Source organism: Acinetobacter sp. CFCC 11171, from assembly GCF_003268405.1.
GTDB classification, from domain to species: Bacteria; Pseudomonadota; Gammaproteobacteria; order Pseudomonadales; family Moraxellaceae; genus Acinetobacter; species Acinetobacter amyesii.
Genome location: NZ_LQXP01000004.1, coordinates 63,326 through 80,965 on the forward strand (window position 1 = coordinate 63,326; position 17,640 = coordinate 80,965).

Consider the following 17,640-nt stretch of genomic DNA (forward strand, 5'->3'; position numbering starts at 1 on the left):
GGCATTTTTGTCAATCCTATCTCAAGGTCGCTTTTTGCCTGTTTTTTAATAAACAGGAGGCTCACATGAGCACTAAACTTAAAAATGGTCAGTCACGCTACCAGTCTAAAGCTAAAGTTGTGACCATTAAAAAATTTCAGTTATTGACGTTGGTTAAGGCAACCCGTTGTTTAAATGATGTAGAATTTGAAAAATATGGTGATGCTTACCTCGAATTCCCCATGATTATTCAGGGAGATGGGCAGCCATCTGAAATTTTTAATCTGTACTTGCTAAAAAAATTACAACAAACAATACAGTATGATTTTAAAACATTTTCTTCAATTGCTAACCAATTACTTGATTTTCAGCGATTTTTAGAAGATGAGCAGTTGGACTGTTTGAAATTTCATAAATTAAAACAGCTGAATGCAATTTTTAAATATCGTACTCGTCTTATTGAGCAGGCAAATGCAGGTCTCATTTCCGCCAGTTCTGCACGTGGTCGAATTAATGCAGTGGTGAACTTTTATCGATTTCTTGTAACGGAAGACTTAGTTGATCATCAACGTTATGGACTTCCATTTCAAGATGTCTATAAATATATTGCCGTGGATAATGAATTTGGCGCACGTCGAAAAATGGCAATTAAGTCGCATGACCTTGCAATTCATGTTCCTGCTAAAGCCCCAAATTCTGAAGTGATTAATGATAATGGTGAATTAAGCCCACTCAGTGTTGAAGAGCAGGCTGTTATATTAAAAGCACTGCAAAAATCATCACGTGAATATCAGTTGATGTTCTATCTTGCATTGTTCACTGGTGCTCGCCTGCAAACAATTTGTACTTTACGAATCAAAAACTTAATTGGTCGTGAACCTGATAGCCAGGGTTTTATCCGCCTGCCTGTTGGAGCTGGGACAGGTATTGATACTAAATTTCAAAAGCCAATGATGCTGCTAATTCCGAATTGGTTGGCACAAGATCTTAAAATTTATATCAATAGTGAGCAAGCACGTCAGCGTAGACGAAAGTCAAACTATGGCGACTCGGATGAAAATTATGTGTTTCTCACCAAGCTTGGCACACCTTTCTACACCAGCAAAGCTGAACAGCAGGGATTGACCGAGAAGATCAAAGCTTCTGACTCATTTGGGACTAGGCTTAAACTCTATGAAGGTGAAGCGGTACGTAGTTATTTAAAAGTCGTGTTATTACCCGAGATTCGCTTGATTGATCCGCAATTTCAAAGTTTTAAATTCCATGATTTACGTGCTAGTTTTGGGATGAATCTACTGGAAAGCCAATTACAGCACCTGCCCGAAGGCATTCGGCTATGACAGCTGTCGAATATGTGCAAGCTAGAATGGGTCATACCAATATTAGTACGACTTTACAGTACTTGAACTATAAATCACGGTTGGAATGGCGTAGTAAAATTCAGCATGAGTATGAATCAAGTTTAATGAAATATGTGATGTCTTCTGTCAATTCAGTAGGAGATTTGTCATGAGCTTCACACGTACCCCATTGTTTGTTCATATCTCCGATATCAACAAACAGATTAATGAATATGAGCGACTTGTTCTAGTCTGCAAAGATAAAACTGCTTCTTTTGGTTTTAAAATATTAGATATTGGAACACTGTTTTACCCAAAAAGAGTATCTTGCGAGATTTTGTCAGAACAGCAGTTATCTGCATCTTTTGATGAGAAAAGATGCTATTTTTTACAATGTTTGACCGATTATTTGCTGCAAATGGGCGGATCAGATTTGTCAAAAGGACTATTTTATTACACCAGTAAATTTTTTTTAGATTGGGTAGATAGCCAAAAAAAGACATTTGATTTTTCTAATAAAGACAGTGTGATCGATGCGTATTGTCGTTACAGTAAATATTTAGTTGATCGCACTTTGCTTGCAGATACTGAAGAAGAAAACCTGGCTGCGCATACAGCAAAGCAATATCAGCGTAATGCAGCAAAATTAATAGCATATGTATTTGACTGTCATGAAATTGATATTGCTAGTCAAGCAATGCAAGTACAGTCTCAGCGTTATGATGTTCCTGTTTTACCAGTCGCTGAGAAAGATCATCAGAAGACTTATGCAACTTTGTTGAATGTATTTCTTGAAATCCATCGTATTGTGATACAAGAAGCAGATTTTCCTGCACATTTTCAATCTGTGAATGAAGAAGACTTCTATTTTTACTCGGGCTTTCATCATCAAACTGAAAAACAGCATATCCAGTTTGATATGCAGAGTTATTTAGCCAAATATCCGATTATTCCAGCTTTTTCCAAAATGCTAGCTGATTTTGGTCTTGCTGAGGATAGTGAATATAGAAAGCGCTTACGTGAAAACCGTAATGAAGCCCTGTATAAATTGCAGCAACGTAATGAGGATAAGCGACACATAGAGCGTGAAAGACTTGCTTCATATGGTCTTGTCATCGGCATGTTGCTCTTTATCGCACAAACTGGGGCCAATTTAGACACAGCCCAGCAGTTACAACTTGATACGATGGAAGTCCTGCCATCCACCCAAGGTCGACGTTTCTCAGGTACAAAAAGCCGTGCTGGCGGGAAAGAAGTTCAACCTGAATTTGGGGTGCAATTTGAGCCAATTTTTAGGAAAATTTTAGAACTCCGTGAATGGTATATTCAAGATGAACCGTGTGATTTCATCTTTCCATTACGCAACGAAATTCAACAGTTGAGACCTGTCAGCTACGGCAGATTACAATTAATTAAAAAGTTTTTTCAGCGCATTTTTCCCAAAATGGTTTGGATTACACCACAACAGTGGCGGAAGCATGTCAGCAGTCAATATGTTGAATTGAGCGATGGTGATCTCTTGCTCGAAGCTGAAAAATGGGGCATTCACTCGATACAGCTCGCAAGAATTACAGTCGAACATCATTTAAAGATGCAGGTCAGCAAATTTCTCAATTTTTTAATGAGCTGCGAGAAGTTGCAGTAGCACAAACTCGAACTATTGAACGTATTGCTGTGCAAACTATTGATGTGACTGTAGATACTCAGATCTTACCTGTCGGTGCATGCACTACTACAACACCACAACCTGAAAAAGCGCTCGGTTTAACCGAGCAAGCTCCTACACCTAACTGCCAACAATTTGAGCATTGCCTGTTCTGCCAACACTATGCAATTCATGCCGATGACGAAGACGTGCGTAAGCTTTTGTCACTAAAAAGTTTACTCGGCTACGTCAAACAAAAAGCGACTGATTTAATCAAATGGGAGTCGCAGTTTGGTGTGGTACTGCATCGAATTGATGAAGTACTGACTGAGCTGTCAAATGCTTATGAAACTTTAAGAGATCGCATTTTGTCGATTCAGGAAGAAGTGGAAAGTGGTGATTTAGATGCGTATTGGCTGAATCACTTTGAATTATTGATCGAATTGGGGTGGATATCATGAGTTCATTTAATTCATATTTGTATTCATTGGGTATTGCTGAACGGTTTTTACCTGATGAGTACAACTTACAGAATAATCAGCTGACTGTTCCAAATACTTTTGTATTATCGCGAATGAAGAGCGGTGAGATATTGTCTGTTTATTCAGACAATATATGGGATCTTTCTCCATATTTACCGAAGTGTTATTGTCGCCTGAGTTTTGATAGCTGGCTTAAAAATGCCAGTGAAGATGACTTTCTCTTCTGCCAAATTCGGGCAGAAATGAAAAAAATCAGTTTTGCTTTGCTTTATATAAAATCTGGCAAGTCGATTATTAAAAGTATTGAGCAGCGGCATACTGTTTTGCGTCAGTTTGCACGACTTGCATACAAGAATGGTTGTACGTTACAGCAGTTGTTTAGTGATGCTGCTTATCTATCAAAAGTAAATGATGCGTATGTTGGTCTCAGTTACCAAAAAGCAATCCATATCAAAGCATTTTTAACTGATTGTTTTGTCTTACAACAGCAGTATCCCTTAGTGATCCCTGCTTTTAGTAGCTATCTACCGATTGAGCATTTAGCAAAGCTCACTGCAAAAATACGTTTGCAGTCGGGCAAAATCGGCCCACAAACCAAACTGATTCCTTCACGTATTTATATTGCTTTAATTAATACTTTAGCTGATAAGTTGAATGAGTTTAATCAGTATGCACCTGCTTTACATCAGTGGTTTCAGCGCATTCAACAAGAGTCGTCTTTTGCGCGTATGCCACGTGAATTCAGTGATTATAAAAAAGCCGTGAGTTTTGTGGATGCTCGAGATTTGCTTGGTTTAACGACACTGTTTGAAAATAATCAGATTCAAAAACATGCCAATCTCACCCGTTATATGACGTTGATTCAAGGCATGGCCAAGCTTTGGATTCATCTGTTTACAGGTATGCGGGATAATGAAGTCAATCAACTATCATATGACTGCTATCAAACGGTTCAGAGCAATGAGCATCTTGTACATGTCATTATGGGCTATACCTCTAAATTACATGGTGGCGGTAACAAGTCCACCTATTGGATTAGTTTTGAAGATATCCAGTTTGGTGTAAATGCAGCACAAAGCATTGGTGAAATCTACGCCTTATTTAATCCGCATTACGATTTTTCTAATCCTCGTGAATATCCCTTATTCCCAACACGATATTCACAAAAACATCGGCATAAAAATAATCGAAATATTGAGAATGAAACGGATTTTATTTCCAATTTTTCAGGTGCTCCGACTAGAACACAGTCCAATTTTAACGAGTATTTGAACCATATTTCGGCATTACTTGGTGATGAGTTGCGCATCTGTGAAAGTGACTTGGCTGAACTGGAAGCCTTTGACGGTTTCCGCAATTGGCGAGAAGAAAAGGACTGTCAGCTGGGTGAATATTGGAATATTTGTACCCATCAATTTAGGCGCTCATTAGCTGTGTATGGTGCGCGTTCAGGAATTATTGGATTAGGAGCTTTATCTGTTCAATATAAGCATTTAACCGAAGCGATGACTTTATATTACCGAGATAATGCAGTATTTGCTCCAAATATTTTAGCCAGTGATAGCCAAAAGGAATTTATTCAAGAGCTGGAATATCAACGTCTAGTGCATTCGTATGCGCAATTTGAGGAAGGTGTAATCAATAGTTCTAGTCGGCTATTTGGCGGTGCAGGAACCTATTTACAGTTGCAAAAAGACCGTGAGCAGTTATTGAAAGTTTTTCCAGATCGGGATGAAACGGTTAAGCGGATGAAAAAGGGTGAAATTGCCTATAAAGCTAGCCTCTTTGGTGCATGTACCAATCCAGACTCTTGCGAAAAAATTTCCTTTACCGCTATTACGAGCTGTTTGAGTTGTGCTCATGCAGTCTTTGATGCTAGCAGTTCCGAGAAGATGCAAAAAGCAGTTCAGCGACTACAACGAGTGCGAGATACACAAGTACAAGACAGTTTGCTGTATGAGCAAATGAACAGCGACATCATGGCTTTAAACAAGACCGTTCAAAAAATTCAAACGATTAATATTGAGGTTTAAAATATGAGTGCACTCAATGAATATTATGCCGCTTTAGAGCGTTTAAAAGCTAATAAACCAAGCATTTTGCCAAAAGGTTCAACCATTAATAATGACACGGTGGCATTGGAGGCGGGACGTAAACGAGGTTCGATCAAGAAGAGCCGTTATGCCGCACTGGTAGAGGCGATTGAGCTGGCTGCGCAGGCAGCAGGGCAAAATGTTCTTTCGCCTGCACAACGGATTGAGCAAGCGAAAAGTAAGACCAAAGCGGTGAAAAGTGATTATGAGCAGCTGAAAGAAGATTATGAAAAACTGCTGGAAAAGTGTAATTCGCTGTTGTTAGAGAATTTTAAGTTGAGGCAAAGTGCTCGGACTTTATAATTGAGATAGCCACTAAATTTTGTAATTTAGTGGCTATCTGATTTTAATTTTTTATTGATAAATGCTCTTTAAAAAATGGAATTAGACGATTTTGTATGGCGATCTCTCGTTGTTCAATATGATCTTTCATCCAGTCGTTTTGGAGTAGAGTACTTAAGTCTAAAACAGCTTGAATTTTTGATTGGGCATACCGTGATTTTTTGATGCCAAAATAACCATTGCCCGCTTGAATATTGAGTTTCTTTTCACAAATAACCTTATTCCCTAGCTTTTCAAGAAACTCATCTGCATCGACTCTAGACCAACCATTATAGTTTGTATCTTGCCATTTTTTAGGAAAAATATGTTCTATATCTAAAATAGTCGTAATTAATTCATTTTGATTTGGTGTGAGATAAGCATCAAGTAATAAAAGGCTTCGAGTTAATTTCGATGAGTTATATTGTGATAATAATGTCTTAAAGTCATTCTCATCATGAATGGTGAAGTTGAACTGTACAGGTTGGCCTTGTGCGATAGTGATGCATGCAGAATAGATATCATCCTTGATTTTGTTAACCGTTGGAAACTCAATAAATTTTGCAAAAAGAAATGCTGTAAGCTGTTTTAATAATTGTTCAAAACCCAATTCAAAGTCAGGATTTATCTTATTTTTATGGAAGTAGGTTGTTACAGCATACTTCCAAAACTCATTAGGATAAAAACCTAAACATTGTAGATATTTACGTGCTTGATTGGAAATAGTGTAAGTTTTCTTATCTTCTTGATCTTGTGTGATACCTGTATTTACTTCGCGCCAAAAATAAGCCAAGTCTAGAATGTCATCCATCAGAGAGGTATTCTTTAAACGGATATAGTTGTCTTGAGCATAAAATTTGCGTAGACCAATTTCTTTAGACTTATCTCCAGTATCTGCACGAAGAATGTGGCTATAGTAGCGGAACATATCATCAATTGTACATAAACCTTGTTCGGTAATATTGGTTAAATTTTTCCAATCTTCTGTAAATGTTTTACGATCAGTTGTTTCAAGGCTATAAATTTGTGCTTTGAAAATGTCTGAGTCTGTTAATGGTAAGCCTCGATCATTAAGTGTAGAGAAAATCGTGAGTGCCATGTCTAGGTCTTCGCATTCTATCGGTAATAAAATGCATTTTCTTAAAATATTTAAACATAAATTTTTCCACTGTAGTGGATGATCCATGGCGTATTCATTGTTCTTTTTTTGGAAGAATAAATAATTTTTTGAATATGTATCTTTTGCTTCAGGATCAGCGATCCCTGTTTCTAGAATAGAATGTAAGGTCTGATTGTCTGAGCTAGTAGCGACAAGTGATTGAATATGAATTTTCTTTTTATCAGTAACCTTTCCTGAAAACTCGTCAGTATCCCAAATGCAGGGTGCAATTTGGTTTTTTAAGCCATTAATGGCATCTTGTTCATCACTATTACTTGAATTCATGTTTTCTAATTTGAAATACAGACTTCTGAGTAATAAAAAGAAAGAGGTTAGTCGTTGCTGCCCATCAATGACATCTAGGTTCTCTCCGTTCTTCGCATAAACTAATGTACCTAAAAAGTATTCTTTATCAGTTGAATTTTCGGAAAAGTACTTGATGTCTTCCCAAAGAATATCGCAGTGTTCCGTTGTCCACTGGTATGGGCGTTGATATTCAGGAATCAGAAATAGTCGATTTTGCATATTTCCGAAAAGTGCGGTGATACTTTTTTTGCTTACATTCAGCTCAGCCATGATTTTTTCTAAGATCATGTTAAAAAACAACTTTTAGCATATTTTTAATTTTAAGTATATTTATATTTTTGTTTTATAAATAATTCTTTATATAATGAAGGGAGGTTGGGTGATATGTTTTGTAGGATTAAGTTCTAAGATGATATTTATCTTCACCTGCACAGCAAATTGAGCAAGCGAAAAGTAAGACCAAAGCGATAAAAAGTGATTATGAGCAGCTTCAAGAAGATTATGAAAAACTGCTGCAAAAGTGCAATTCGTTGTTGTTGGAAAATTTTGAGTTAAAACAAAAAACGCATCAAATTTGATGCGTTTTGAGTAGAAATCTTAAATATTAAGGTGCAGTCGCAGTTGTAGTACGGCAGTCTGCTGGGAAGAATTTAGCAACAGCAGCATCGTTAACAGAGCATTTCCAAGTTAAAGCCCCAGTGTAGCCTACGCCTTTTTTAGCTATAGCTTTGCCTGTATTATCTAATGGAGTATAAGTCACTGTTGCTTTATCCAAATCAGCATCACCAGTTCCTTGAACTGCAAGTGCAATAGCACCATCGGTAACAGTAACACTTTTTACATACGTCGATTTAATGTTTTCAGCTGTAGTGTCAAGTCCTGCTGCTTGGTTATCAGCAGGTAATGTTCCAGTAGATTGGAAAGCTTCAGCAACAGCAGTTTTAGCTGATGCGGCAAAACCAATTACTTCAGACATTTTAGCGCGTTTTGTGTAATCTTGATATGCAGGTATTGCTACTGCTGCCAAAATACCAATAATAGCAACAACTATCATCAGTTCGATCAATGTAAAGCCTTTTTGAGCGTTCATAACATTCTCCACAAATGTTTTGTTAATTTATTTATAAGCTTTGTAAGCTAATTTATAGTCTGCACAAACTGTGCCAAAGTATATTAACTAATTATTTCTTATTAAATCAATACATTGTTTAATGAATTAAAAATCTTAAAAATTCATAAAGTAAATTTATGTAATTAAGTGACAAAAAATGTCAGTTTTGCTGTTTTTATGAAAGGCCATATTGTAAGGGGCAGTGGAAATAGCTCAATGTTTGGTTGCTAAAAAACAATCTATAGTAATTTTCCTAAGTTATGGTCATTTGTAGTGCTGAATATGGTCTAAAATTGAAAAGTGCTTTTCCTCCAATTTTTTTATAGGAGAGTCATAGAATGAAACGGCTAAAAGACTTCAACATTACCAAGCGAATACCTCGTCCAAGTGTAAAAGTTATGTCCATGCAATTTGGTGATAACGAAGCGACTCGTCGTATTGCTATCCATCATGCAAAACATGTCATCCATCAGCCTAAAGGAGAAATACAGAAGTTGACTTATAAATGAGTCTGGATTTTTTATTCAATTTTAGCTTAACAAAATTTTAAAATATCTCACGATTAGTTTGCTCCATAAAATTCATGCTATCGCACTCAGTAAAAGCCATTTTGTAATATGGACAAAACTCAAAATTCTGTCTATTAAAAAGCATGTCCATATGGACAACGTGGATAATGACGTAAAACTATACAATTCAGTAGTTTAATGTATGTCCATATAAAGTCACTTATGGAATGTATTGAACTGATGATTGTGGTCGCTATCATCGGTATTCTTGCTGCGATTGCGATTCCTGCATACCAAGACTATACAGTGCGCACCAAAGTGTCTGAAATGATTGTAGCAGCATCATCCCCTAAAAGCTTAATCAGCGAGGCTTTCCAAAGCGATGGTCTAGCTGGAGTGAAAGCGGCGGCAGCGGAATATAATACTCGTGCTTCAAGTGAAAAGAAAAGTAAGATCGTATCTGATATTGCGATTGATGAAGAGACTGGTCAAATTACAGTTACGTCTGAGACTGCCAGCCCAAGCAGGTTTACCTACAGATGCTGCTGGTAAGACTTTAGTTTTCTCTCCTAACGTACAAAAAGCAGCACTGGCTGACGGTGTAACAGGTTCAATTGATTGGGCATGCGCATCTACAAATAACACCACTGCTACTGCTCGTGGCTTAACTTCTGCTGATGAAGGGGATATGCCAGCAAAATATGTTCCATCTGAATGTCGTTAATCCATTCAGTTAGATTGCTCATTGAGTAAAAGACTGGTTCGCCAGTCTTTTTTATTGACTATTCTACTTTAATGAAATTACCTACCTATCTTCGACAAGACTTAGCAGCACCTACACTCGGTACATGGCTGTATTCACTCCTGCTTATTCTCTTACCCAATGTCGTATTTTTGGTTTTTACCCATTATGCTGGGGTATCTCGCCCGCTCCTGAATATCGATTATTTGCTTGCCTTACTCTTTCTAACGATACCTTGGCGACCGATACGTCTCTTGGGGGGTGTATGTTTAGTACTCGCGTTGATTAGCGATGTGTTGATGCTGGTGATTCAGCTCTTTCCCTTTATGGACTTAGCAGCAATTCGCTATCTAGCGCGTTTTATTCCTATTGCTCCGCTGAATTATATTGTGATCAGCTTGTTTCTCTTCTGCTGTACAGTAGTGCTATTTGGGCTAATCTTTTTCTTTTCTCGACCTAAATATCTAAAGCCACCTTATCCCACTTTCATCACCACCTGCCTTTTAATCACTAGCTACGTGGTTATGCAAACAGGGCTCACTTATACCTCGTTTACTGCTATTTTAGGGCGTGACAATTTTTATTATGCACACAGTCAGAGCCTACTTTATAAGCAGCTAATTAGCGATGACTTTTATAGTCTCATGGCAACCACACCCCAGCTTACCACTTTAGCCAGTAATAAAGAACGCATTGCAGATCAGCTCATCTAGCCAACTTCCCCGCGTATCTTGTATGTTGTTGCCGAATCGTGGGGACAGTTAGCCAATGCTCAAGCACACCAGGCGATTTTACAGCATATTTTCCAACAAAAAGAACGACTAGATCATCTAAGCACAGGTTATAGCAAAGCCTATTCTGCTACAGTAGCAGGTGAACTACGCGAGCTTTGCGGGCTACAGCTAAAACAAGGCGGTTTTGCACTGGGTAATTTAGCCGCTGAACAATTTCACAGCTGCCTACCCAACCAGTTTAAACAGCGCGGCTATCAAACCATTTCGGTACATGGTACAAATGGTTTATTATACGACCGTACAAGGTGGTATGCTAAAGCAGGTTTTCAACGTACTTTATTTGGTGAGCACTTTCTCGGATTAAAGCGCTGTGCTGCTTTCAAAGGTGTTTGCGATAGCGAGCTTATGACGCAAGTTGGGGATATTTTTAAACAACACCAAAATAATAAATTATTTTTATATTGGATGACACTCACCTCACACCAACCTTATGCCAAAAAGGATATCTACAATAAACGCTTTGATTGTGAGCGTTTCAATATTCAATCCGATAGCGACGTCTGCCACAACGCACAGCTACAAACCCAATTTTTTGATGAACTCGCAAAATTAATTCAACGTCCAGAAATGCAGGGGGTCGAAGTCATTGTCGTGGGTGACCACCCCCCACCCTTATGGGGCGAAGAAGACCTCGTCCACATCATCCCTTGGACAGTGAGCCATCTTCATTTTAAAATAAAACCCACAGCCGTACCATAAAGTGCAGTAGTTGGCACTTTTTGGCAAGAACTTATTATGGATTATAAATAAGTTATTGATTGCAATGGAATTTATTTTTTGGCATGTTTCATGCTTATATCTTACTAAAATAATCATTTGGAGCGAGGACATGACAAAATTAGAACACGGGTTTACTCTCATTGAACTTATGATTGTAGTGGCTATTATTGGTGTTTTAGTGGCTATAGCAATTCCTGCGTATCAATTTAATACTGTTCGGGCAAAAATAAGCGAAGCACTTATGAAAGCGAGTTCAGCAAAAGCACAGGTGAGTGAAGCGTTTATTGCAGATGGTCTTCCTGCTGTTACAGGTCTGGGACCTGTTATAACGCAATTTTAGCTAGTGAGAAAGCGAAAAAATATGTCGATGATATTCAAATAGATAATGATGGCGTAGTCACGGTGACATTAACAAGTAGCAGCAGTTTAGGTTTTCCAACAGATGCCCTAGGTGCAACGCTTGTCCTCACGCCAAATGTAAAAGGTGCAAAAATTGCTAGTGATACGGGTAGTGTGGATTGGGCGTGTGCATCAACAACTAACAGTAATGCAACAACTAAAGGATTGGTTGCAGACCTTGAAACATTGCCTGCAAAATATGCCCCTCCAGAATGTTGCTAGTGTTGATTTAGAATCATTCTGGTATAAACTCATCCATATATCGACTAACTCAAATGATTATGTCAAAGCGTCTCAAATTCTTTCTTAGCCACCTATGCGTATCTATCCTGATTGCACTATTCAGTATGCTGCTGGTGTTCTTGGTCTGGTATCCCTCGCCCTTAGCAAAGGCTGTTGGGGTGACGCACATCTTTTTGATGCTACTAGCAATTGATGTCATTATTGGACCTGTATTGGGCTTTGTGGTCTATAACGAAGGCAAAAAAACCTTAAAAATGGACTTAAGCATTATTATTTTGATTCAACTGTCAGCACTGAGCTATGGGGTGTATAGCATTGCACAAGGTCGCCCTGTGTGGATTGCCTACAACGTAGACCGTTTTGAGTTGGTACGTAAAAATGAACTAATTACAGAGCATCTAGATCAAGCGAAAAAACAATTTCAAAAAACTTCATTTTTAAGACCTCAATATGTATCTGTTGAATTTTCTAAAGATAAATTACAACGCGAAAGCGACATGTTTGCTGAGGCATTAGGCGGAATTTCAATTGCTCAAAAGCCTGAACGTTATGTGGATTTTACAAAAGCCTTACCACAAATAAAAAAACGTGCAAAAAGCCTTAATAATTTAGAACAATTTAATGATCATGAACAGGTGCGAAAGATATTGGTGAAATATCCTCAAGCGACCGGATATGTCCCTTTAAAAGCCAATGCTGTAGATATGACTGTGCTAGTCAATAAACAAACAGGTGAAGTGATAAAAATCGTTGACCTTCGCCCTTGGTAGTGATTTGTGAATAATAAAAAACCCGCATCCGCGGGCTTTTTTTTAATAAGTTTAAATTTGACTCTGAATGTAATTCTCTATACCCAAAGATTCAACCAAATCAAGCTGAGTTGTTGCCCAATCCAACCATTCTTCTTCTTTTTCTAAGATTTCTTGAGCCAGATCTCGAGTGACATAATCTAACTGTTCTTCTGCTAGTTTAACCGCAGCTTGAATGGCTTCAATGTTCTCTTTGACTTTACGTACATCGCAGTTTAAAACTTCAACGGTATGCTGACCGATATAGAGCTTACCTAGGTGTTGTAAGTTAGGTAAACCTTCTAAAAATAAAATACGTTCAATAATTTTATCGGCATGCTTCATTTGGCGAATAGATTCTTTGTATTCCGCAGAGCCCAGTTGCTCAATGCCCCAATCATTGAACATACGTGAATGAAGAAAATATTGGTTGATTGCAGTTAAATGATGATAAAGCACCTGATTTAACTGATTAATTACATCACGATTGCCTTTCATGTCTGACTCCTTAACTGCAATAAAGCTCGAACTAAGCAATATAAATTCGATATTAGAATAGAAATATCTTAAACAACAAAGTGTAATTTAGCGAGTGTTTTATAGAACAGCAAATGAAAATCACAATCAAAACAAGGCGCTAATTTTTAGATCTTTAATAAATAAAAACCCGCTTAGAGTCAGAAGCGGGGGAGGAGTAATGGTCTGGGACCATTGGTTTTATAATTATGATTGTTGAGAAAATTTAAAAGATTGGTTTATGCAGCAATTGCGATACGGGCTGCAATTTGCGCAACTTCATCACTGATGATCATACGAGCTTCAGGAGCACAGCGACCACAACAGGTGCCTAAATCGAGCATATCGCGAACTTCACGATAGCTTTCTGCACCATTAGCAATTGCATCTTTAATGTCTTGATCAGTAATACCACGGCACAAACAAACGTACATGAAATCAAACCAAGTGAATAAATGGGATAAGTAATATTATTGATAATTATTATCGTTTGTCAATAAAAATCATCTAAAAATACTTTTATGCTGATTGAGTTTTTGAATAAAAAATGTCATTTAAGCGAAATCTGAGTAATGCTCAGATTTCCGTATGAGACTTCTATTCTTTTAGAATTTGATATTCAGTGATGGGCTTAAGCGGTGTTTACTAACTTATTGATTAATAATCACCACGCCATCCATTTCAACCAAAGCACCTTTTGGTAGACTTGCTACGCCGAGTGCTGCACGTGCAGGGTAGGGTTGAGCAAAGTATTCGCCCATAATTTGGTTGACCAATTGGAAGTTAGAAAGGTCAGTGAGGAAAATATTCAACTTAGCGATATCTGCTAGCGTACCACCTGCAGCTTCACATACCGCTTTTAAGTTGTCGAATACACGGCGAATTTGAGCTTCAATGCCTTCTACCAGCTCCATGCTATATGGATCTAAGCCAATTTGACCTGATAAATACAAAGTGTCGCCCACTAAAATGGCTTGTGAGTAAGTACCAATTGCAGCGGGTGCATTTTCAGTATGGATTACCTGGCGGGACATCTATTTCTCCTATTATCATCACAGACACGTCACATATACATATGGTGTCAGGTTAGCTGGCAACTTTCGCAGGCTCAGCAATGGCAACAGGTTGTGCCAAACGACTGATGCGTGGGAAGCCAAAATGCATTCTTAAATTACGGATAATTTCGGCAATTTGTTTACGGTTATGTACAACAATATTCACATAGGTTTTTTCTTCATGTGAGCGGACAGTTTCTACACCGACTTTTTCTTTACGGCATAGATAGATCAGTTCTGAAATTTGCTCATCATTTAACAGGATGTTTAGGCATAAATAGGCTGTAAAACTAATGTCTTCACTGTCTTCTGTTGTCCAGTGTAAAGGCATGATATTTTCAGGATGTAAATGCTGTTCATGCAATAAATTATGACAACGTGAACGGTGCACAATCAAACCACGACGCGATAAATGACCTTGAATTGGATCGCCTAAAACCGGGTTACAGCAGTGCGCATATTTAACGTCGACACCATCAGTACCCAAGATTAAGCGTGCAGAGTTTGAAGTCTGAATGGTATCTTGAGCATATAAATGATTGGCAACCAATTGAGGTAGTAAGTCCCCCACGGCAATCTGTTCAAATAATTGTTCTTTATCATTTAAATGACGCCAATTCAGCACATTTTCCCAATCCGCTAATGTCAAATCACTTACAGAACGGTTAAAGAGTTTTAATGCGCGATTTAAAGCTTGCTGACCAACTAAACGTTGTTCATCTTGGTCTTGGTCACGGAGGATATTTTGTAATGCGCGGCGGGCTTTTTGGGTATTAATAAAGCTTAGCCAGTCAGGGTTTGGTGTTGCAAGAACATCAGTGATAATTTCAATCACTTGACCACTCAGTAATGGTGTTGAAAGGGGCTTGGTTTCCCCATCAATTTTCGCACCAACGGCATGGTTGCCCAAAAATAAGCTTGCTGAATAAGCGAAATCAACCGCTGTGGCACCCTGAGGGAGTTCATGCAAATGACCATGTGGGGTATAAACCCAAATTTTCTCTTGATGTAGATAATCGAGTAATTCACTAAATGTGGTCTTGGCACATGCGCCATCGACTAACACATTTAAATTTTGCATGGAGGCTTGGATCGCTGAACGACAAGCTTGCGGTGCATTTTCACCGAGGACCACACCAAACCGCGCCGCTTTACGCATTAGCTCTGTTTGGATGGTCAGCGATAAAATGGTCTTTTCACCTTTTAAACGCATCATCAGTGACTGGTTGCCACCTGGGAGTGGGCGACGGATATGATCGGCGTAATTAAGGACTTTAAAGCTTTCTTTGAGGATGTCAGCAAGTCGGTCACAGTCTGCGATGCTTTGTAAAATAATTTCAAAGGCATGACTATGAGTGAGCTCTTGCAGATCGATATCGTTTTTTACGAAGTGGCGAAGTAATTCAATATTATTATTTTTCTTTTTAATTCGACCTGAAATATGGTGCTGTTCAAGTAGGGTAGTGAGGTTGTTTTCCCACTTGGTTTGGTATTCGCAGCGTTTCGGTTTGGTTTGCAATAACGCTTCTTGAACATTGTTATACATATCCAAATCTAGATTTTGATAACACAAATGTTCAAGGTTGTCGGCCATTTCATTCATACCGACAAGGCGTGCCATTGGTACAAAAATTTCAAAGGTTTCTTGGGCAATACGAGCACGTTTGTCAGGGCGTAAAGCACCCAGTGTGGTCATATTGTGATAACGATCCGCAAGTTTAATAATAATGACACGTGGGTCTTGTAGGGTGGCTTGCAAAATTTTACGGAAGGATGCAGCTTTATTATATTCTTTATCACTAGAATGGCTGAGTTTGGTGACACCGTCGACGAGTTCAGCAACCGTCAGACCAAATTTTTCAGTAATATCTTGTTTGGTAAATTCGGTATCTTCGATGACATCATGCAGTAAAGCGGCCATTAAAGTTTCCGCATCCAGACGCATATGCGCCAAAATACAGCTCACCGCAATTGGGTGAAGGATGTAGGGTTCGCCACTTTTACGTGTAATGCCATCATGGGCAATATCCGCATAGTCGCAAGCTTCAAGCACGCGTTCGACATCACTTACTGAAAGGTAAGCGTCGATTATCACATTTAACTGTTGCTTGGCTTGGCTGACCATTGGGCCTGGCATAGAACACCCTTTTACTACTGATTTACAAATGAAACGGTTAATACTTTAATGAAATGCATATTGCATGACTTGTCAATTTTTTAGTTTAAAAAAATGAAAATCTTTTTCGCTTGCTTTGCACTTCTTAAGCTTATGTTATAACTGTTCTGAGTAAAATATTAAAGAGAATCCATAAAAAAAGCCTAGTTAAAAACTAGGCTTTTAAGGTCAGGTTGATCTTATTGGAAAGAAAAACCGTCTAAGTTTAGGTTGTTTGCAGAAAGTGCAAGGTCTAAACTTGAAGTTTGGTAGTCTTGTTCACGTTGTTTCAAAATGTCTTTAGAAACGTGACCCGCTGCGATTTCACGAAGAGCAACAACGGTTGGTTTGTCATTGTCCCACTCAACAGTAGGTTCGATACCTTGACGTGCCAATTGACGCGCGCGTTTGCTTGCCACTAGTACAAGCTCAAAGCGGTTGTCTACATGGTCTAAACAATCTTCAACGGTTACGCGTGCCATAAGAATTCTCGTTTGAATATAAATTTTTAACAGACTGTGCAGTATAAGGTGCTTTGTCTATAGACTCAAGTTTTAATCACTGTTCCGTAGGGGTGATTAATTTCTCAATCAGTTTTTCATGGCGCATGGCTTGTTGTTTTAAAACAAGACGATTGGCAATAATCACAGACTCTAAGTCATGCAGTGCTTTATTAAAGTCATCATTAATAATGATATAGTCAAAATTAACGTATTGCTGCATATCTTCTACGGCACAGCTGAGACGATGTTCAATTACTTCGACAGAGTCTGTACCACGATTGGATAAACGTTGACGTAAATCGAACTGACTCGGAGGAAGAATAAAAATTTGTCTAGATTCAGGAAAAAGTTTACGAACCTGTTCAGCACCTTGCCAGTCAATTTCAAGTAAAACGTCATGACCTTTGGCCAATTGTTCTTTTACTGTGCGCTGTGCAGTACCGTAATAATTACCAAAAACTTCTGCATATTCAATGAAGCCGCCTTCATTTACCAAAGATAGAAAATCTTCTTTTTTAGCAAAATGGTAATGTACGCCGTCTAATTCGCCAGGACGCTGACCACGAGTGGTATGAGAAACAGAGACATGTAAATTGTTTACACGTTCAAGCAGGGCTTTAACGAGGGATGTTTTGCCCGTTCCCGAAGCAGCAGAAACGACAAACAAGAGACCCGACATGATATTTTTCCTGATATGATAAAATATCTTCTCTATTTTAGAGCAGACGCGCGCCAAACAAAATAGTCAGACGTCTATTGTTTACATTTATTTCAAGTGAT

At 38.4% G+C, this 17,640-nt stretch carries 16 protein-coding genes and 5 pseudogenes; 12 read left to right on the plus strand and 9 right to left on the minus strand.

Going from position 1 to position 17,640, the window contains the following annotated elements; all coding sequences use genetic code 11:
- The first annotated feature begins 65 nt into the window (after positions 1-65).
- The 4 genes and pseudogenes from AVJ20_RS03460 (at position 66) to AVJ20_RS03475 (ending at position 5,842) form a co-directional block, all read left to right on the plus strand.
- Positions 66-1,492, plus strand: a pseudogene (locus AVJ20_RS03460) (tyrosine-type recombinase/integrase).
- Positions 1,489-3,425, plus strand: a pseudogene (locus AVJ20_RS03465) (hypothetical protein). The pseudogenes AVJ20_RS03460 and AVJ20_RS03465 overlap by 4 nt, the downstream one beginning before the upstream one ends.
- A complete protein-coding gene (locus AVJ20_RS03470) occupies positions 3,422-5,479 on the plus strand; it encodes a hypothetical protein (RefSeq protein ID WP_111884152.1) in 2,058 nt (685 codons plus the stop codon). Before AVJ20_RS03465 ends, AVJ20_RS03470 begins: the two are co-directional and overlap by 4 nt.
- 3 nt (positions 5,480-5,482) lie before the next feature.
- Positions 5,483-5,842, plus strand: a complete 360-nt coding sequence (locus tag AVJ20_RS03475; RefSeq protein ID WP_111884153.1) for a hypothetical protein — start codon at positions 5,483-5,485, stop codon at positions 5,840-5,842.
- A gap of 43 nt (positions 5,843-5,885) precedes the next feature.
- Here the strand turns inward: AVJ20_RS03475 and AVJ20_RS03480 are convergent, their stop codons facing one another.
- Positions 5,886-7,595, minus strand: a complete 1,710-nt coding sequence (locus AVJ20_RS03480; RefSeq protein WP_111884154.1) for a DUF262 domain-containing protein — start codon at positions 7,593-7,595, stop codon at positions 5,886-5,888.
- Between the two features lie 334 nt (positions 7,596-7,929).
- Positions 7,930-8,415 carry a pilin gene (locus AVJ20_RS18860; protein ID WP_111884155.1) on the minus strand — a complete coding sequence of 162 codons (486 nt, stop codon included), beginning with the start codon at positions 8,413-8,415 and terminating at the stop codon, positions 7,930-7,932.
- A 359-nt stretch (positions 8,416-8,774) separates the two neighbouring features.
- Between AVJ20_RS18860 and AVJ20_RS18410 the strand changes: the two genes are divergently transcribed.
- Positions 8,775-8,945: a hypothetical protein gene (locus tag AVJ20_RS18410; protein WP_171319186.1), complete on the plus strand. Its 171-nt coding sequence runs from the start codon at positions 8,775-8,777 to the stop codon at positions 8,943-8,945.
- 299 nt (positions 8,946-9,244) lie between these two features.
- Here AVJ20_RS18410 and AVJ20_RS18965 read toward each other — a convergent pair.
- A pseudogene (locus AVJ20_RS18965) lies at positions 9,245-9,367 on the minus strand (hypothetical protein); the annotation flags it as partial.
- On the opposite strand from AVJ20_RS18965, the pseudogene AVJ20_RS18970 reads away from it, so the two are divergent.
- The 7 genes and pseudogenes from AVJ20_RS18970 to tfpZ form a co-directional block, all read left to right on the plus strand.
- Positions 9,312-9,497 (plus strand): annotated as a pseudogene (locus tag AVJ20_RS18970) (hypothetical protein); the annotation flags it as partial. The pseudogenes AVJ20_RS18965 and AVJ20_RS18970 sit on opposite strands and share 56 nt — an antisense overlap.
- Entirely contained in the window at positions 9,421-9,669 is a 249-nt protein-coding gene (locus AVJ20_RS18870; RefSeq protein ID WP_265735970.1) for a pilin, read from the plus strand. The pseudogene AVJ20_RS18970 and the gene AVJ20_RS18870, both read left to right, overlap by 77 nt.
- Positions 9,670-9,740: 71 nt before the next feature.
- The gene (locus tag AVJ20_RS03495; RefSeq protein ID WP_111884156.1) at positions 9,741-10,400 is read left to right on the plus strand and encodes a hypothetical protein; all 660 of its coding nucleotides are present in this window, start codon (positions 9,741-9,743) and stop codon (positions 10,398-10,400) included.
- Between the two features lie 18 nt (positions 10,401-10,418).
- Entirely contained in the window at positions 10,419-11,180 is a 762-nt protein-coding gene (locus AVJ20_RS03500) for a sulfatase-like hydrolase/transferase (RefSeq protein WP_162689722.1), read from the plus strand.
- 130 nt (positions 11,181-11,310) lie between these two features.
- Positions 11,311-11,410: pseudogene (locus AVJ20_RS18975) on the plus strand (pilin); the annotation flags it as partial.
- 193 nt (positions 11,411-11,603) lie between these two features.
- Entirely contained in the window at positions 11,604-11,822 is a 219-nt protein-coding gene (locus AVJ20_RS18485; protein ID WP_323581308.1) for a pilin, read from the plus strand.
- A 59-nt stretch (positions 11,823-11,881) separates the two neighbouring features.
- Positions 11,882-12,613 carry a TfpX/TfpZ family type IV pilin accessory protein gene (gene tfpZ, locus AVJ20_RS03510; RefSeq protein ID WP_111884201.1) on the plus strand — a complete coding sequence of 244 codons (732 nt, stop codon included), beginning with the start codon at positions 11,882-11,884 and terminating at the stop codon, positions 12,611-12,613.
- A 51-nt stretch (positions 12,614-12,664) separates the two neighbouring features.
- On the opposite strand, the gene bfr is transcribed toward tfpZ, so the two are convergent.
- From bfr to gmk, 6 genes are all read right to left on the minus strand, one after another.
- A complete protein-coding gene (gene bfr / locus AVJ20_RS03515; protein ID WP_111884158.1) occupies positions 12,665-13,129 on the minus strand; it encodes a heteropolymeric bacterioferritin subunit Bfr in 465 nt (154 codons plus the stop codon).
- A gap of 257 nt (positions 13,130-13,386) precedes the next feature.
- Positions 13,387-13,581, minus strand: a complete 195-nt coding sequence (locus tag AVJ20_RS03520; RefSeq protein WP_078192519.1) for a bacterioferritin-associated ferredoxin — start codon at positions 13,579-13,581, stop codon at positions 13,387-13,389.
- A gap of 216 nt (positions 13,582-13,797) precedes the next feature.
- Complete coding sequence (locus tag AVJ20_RS03525; RefSeq protein WP_078189365.1) at positions 13,798-14,181, minus strand: RidA family protein; 384 nt, start codon at positions 14,179-14,181, stop codon at positions 13,798-13,800.
- A 52-nt stretch (positions 14,182-14,233) separates the two neighbouring features.
- A complete protein-coding gene (locus tag AVJ20_RS03530; protein WP_111884159.1) occupies positions 14,234-16,339 on the minus strand; it encodes a RelA/SpoT family protein in 2,106 nt (701 codons plus the stop codon).
- Between the two features lie 218 nt (positions 16,340-16,557).
- Entirely contained in the window at positions 16,558-16,839 is a 282-nt protein-coding gene (rpoZ, locus tag AVJ20_RS03535; protein WP_067762989.1) for a DNA-directed RNA polymerase subunit omega, read from the minus strand.
- A gap of 76 nt (positions 16,840-16,915) precedes the next feature.
- Positions 16,916-17,539 (minus strand): guanylate kinase, encoded by a 624-nt coding sequence (gmk, locus tag AVJ20_RS03540; RefSeq protein ID WP_078192517.1) that lies wholly within the window; start codon positions 17,537-17,539, stop codon positions 16,916-16,918.
- Between the last annotated feature and the right edge of the window lie 101 nt (positions 17,540-17,640).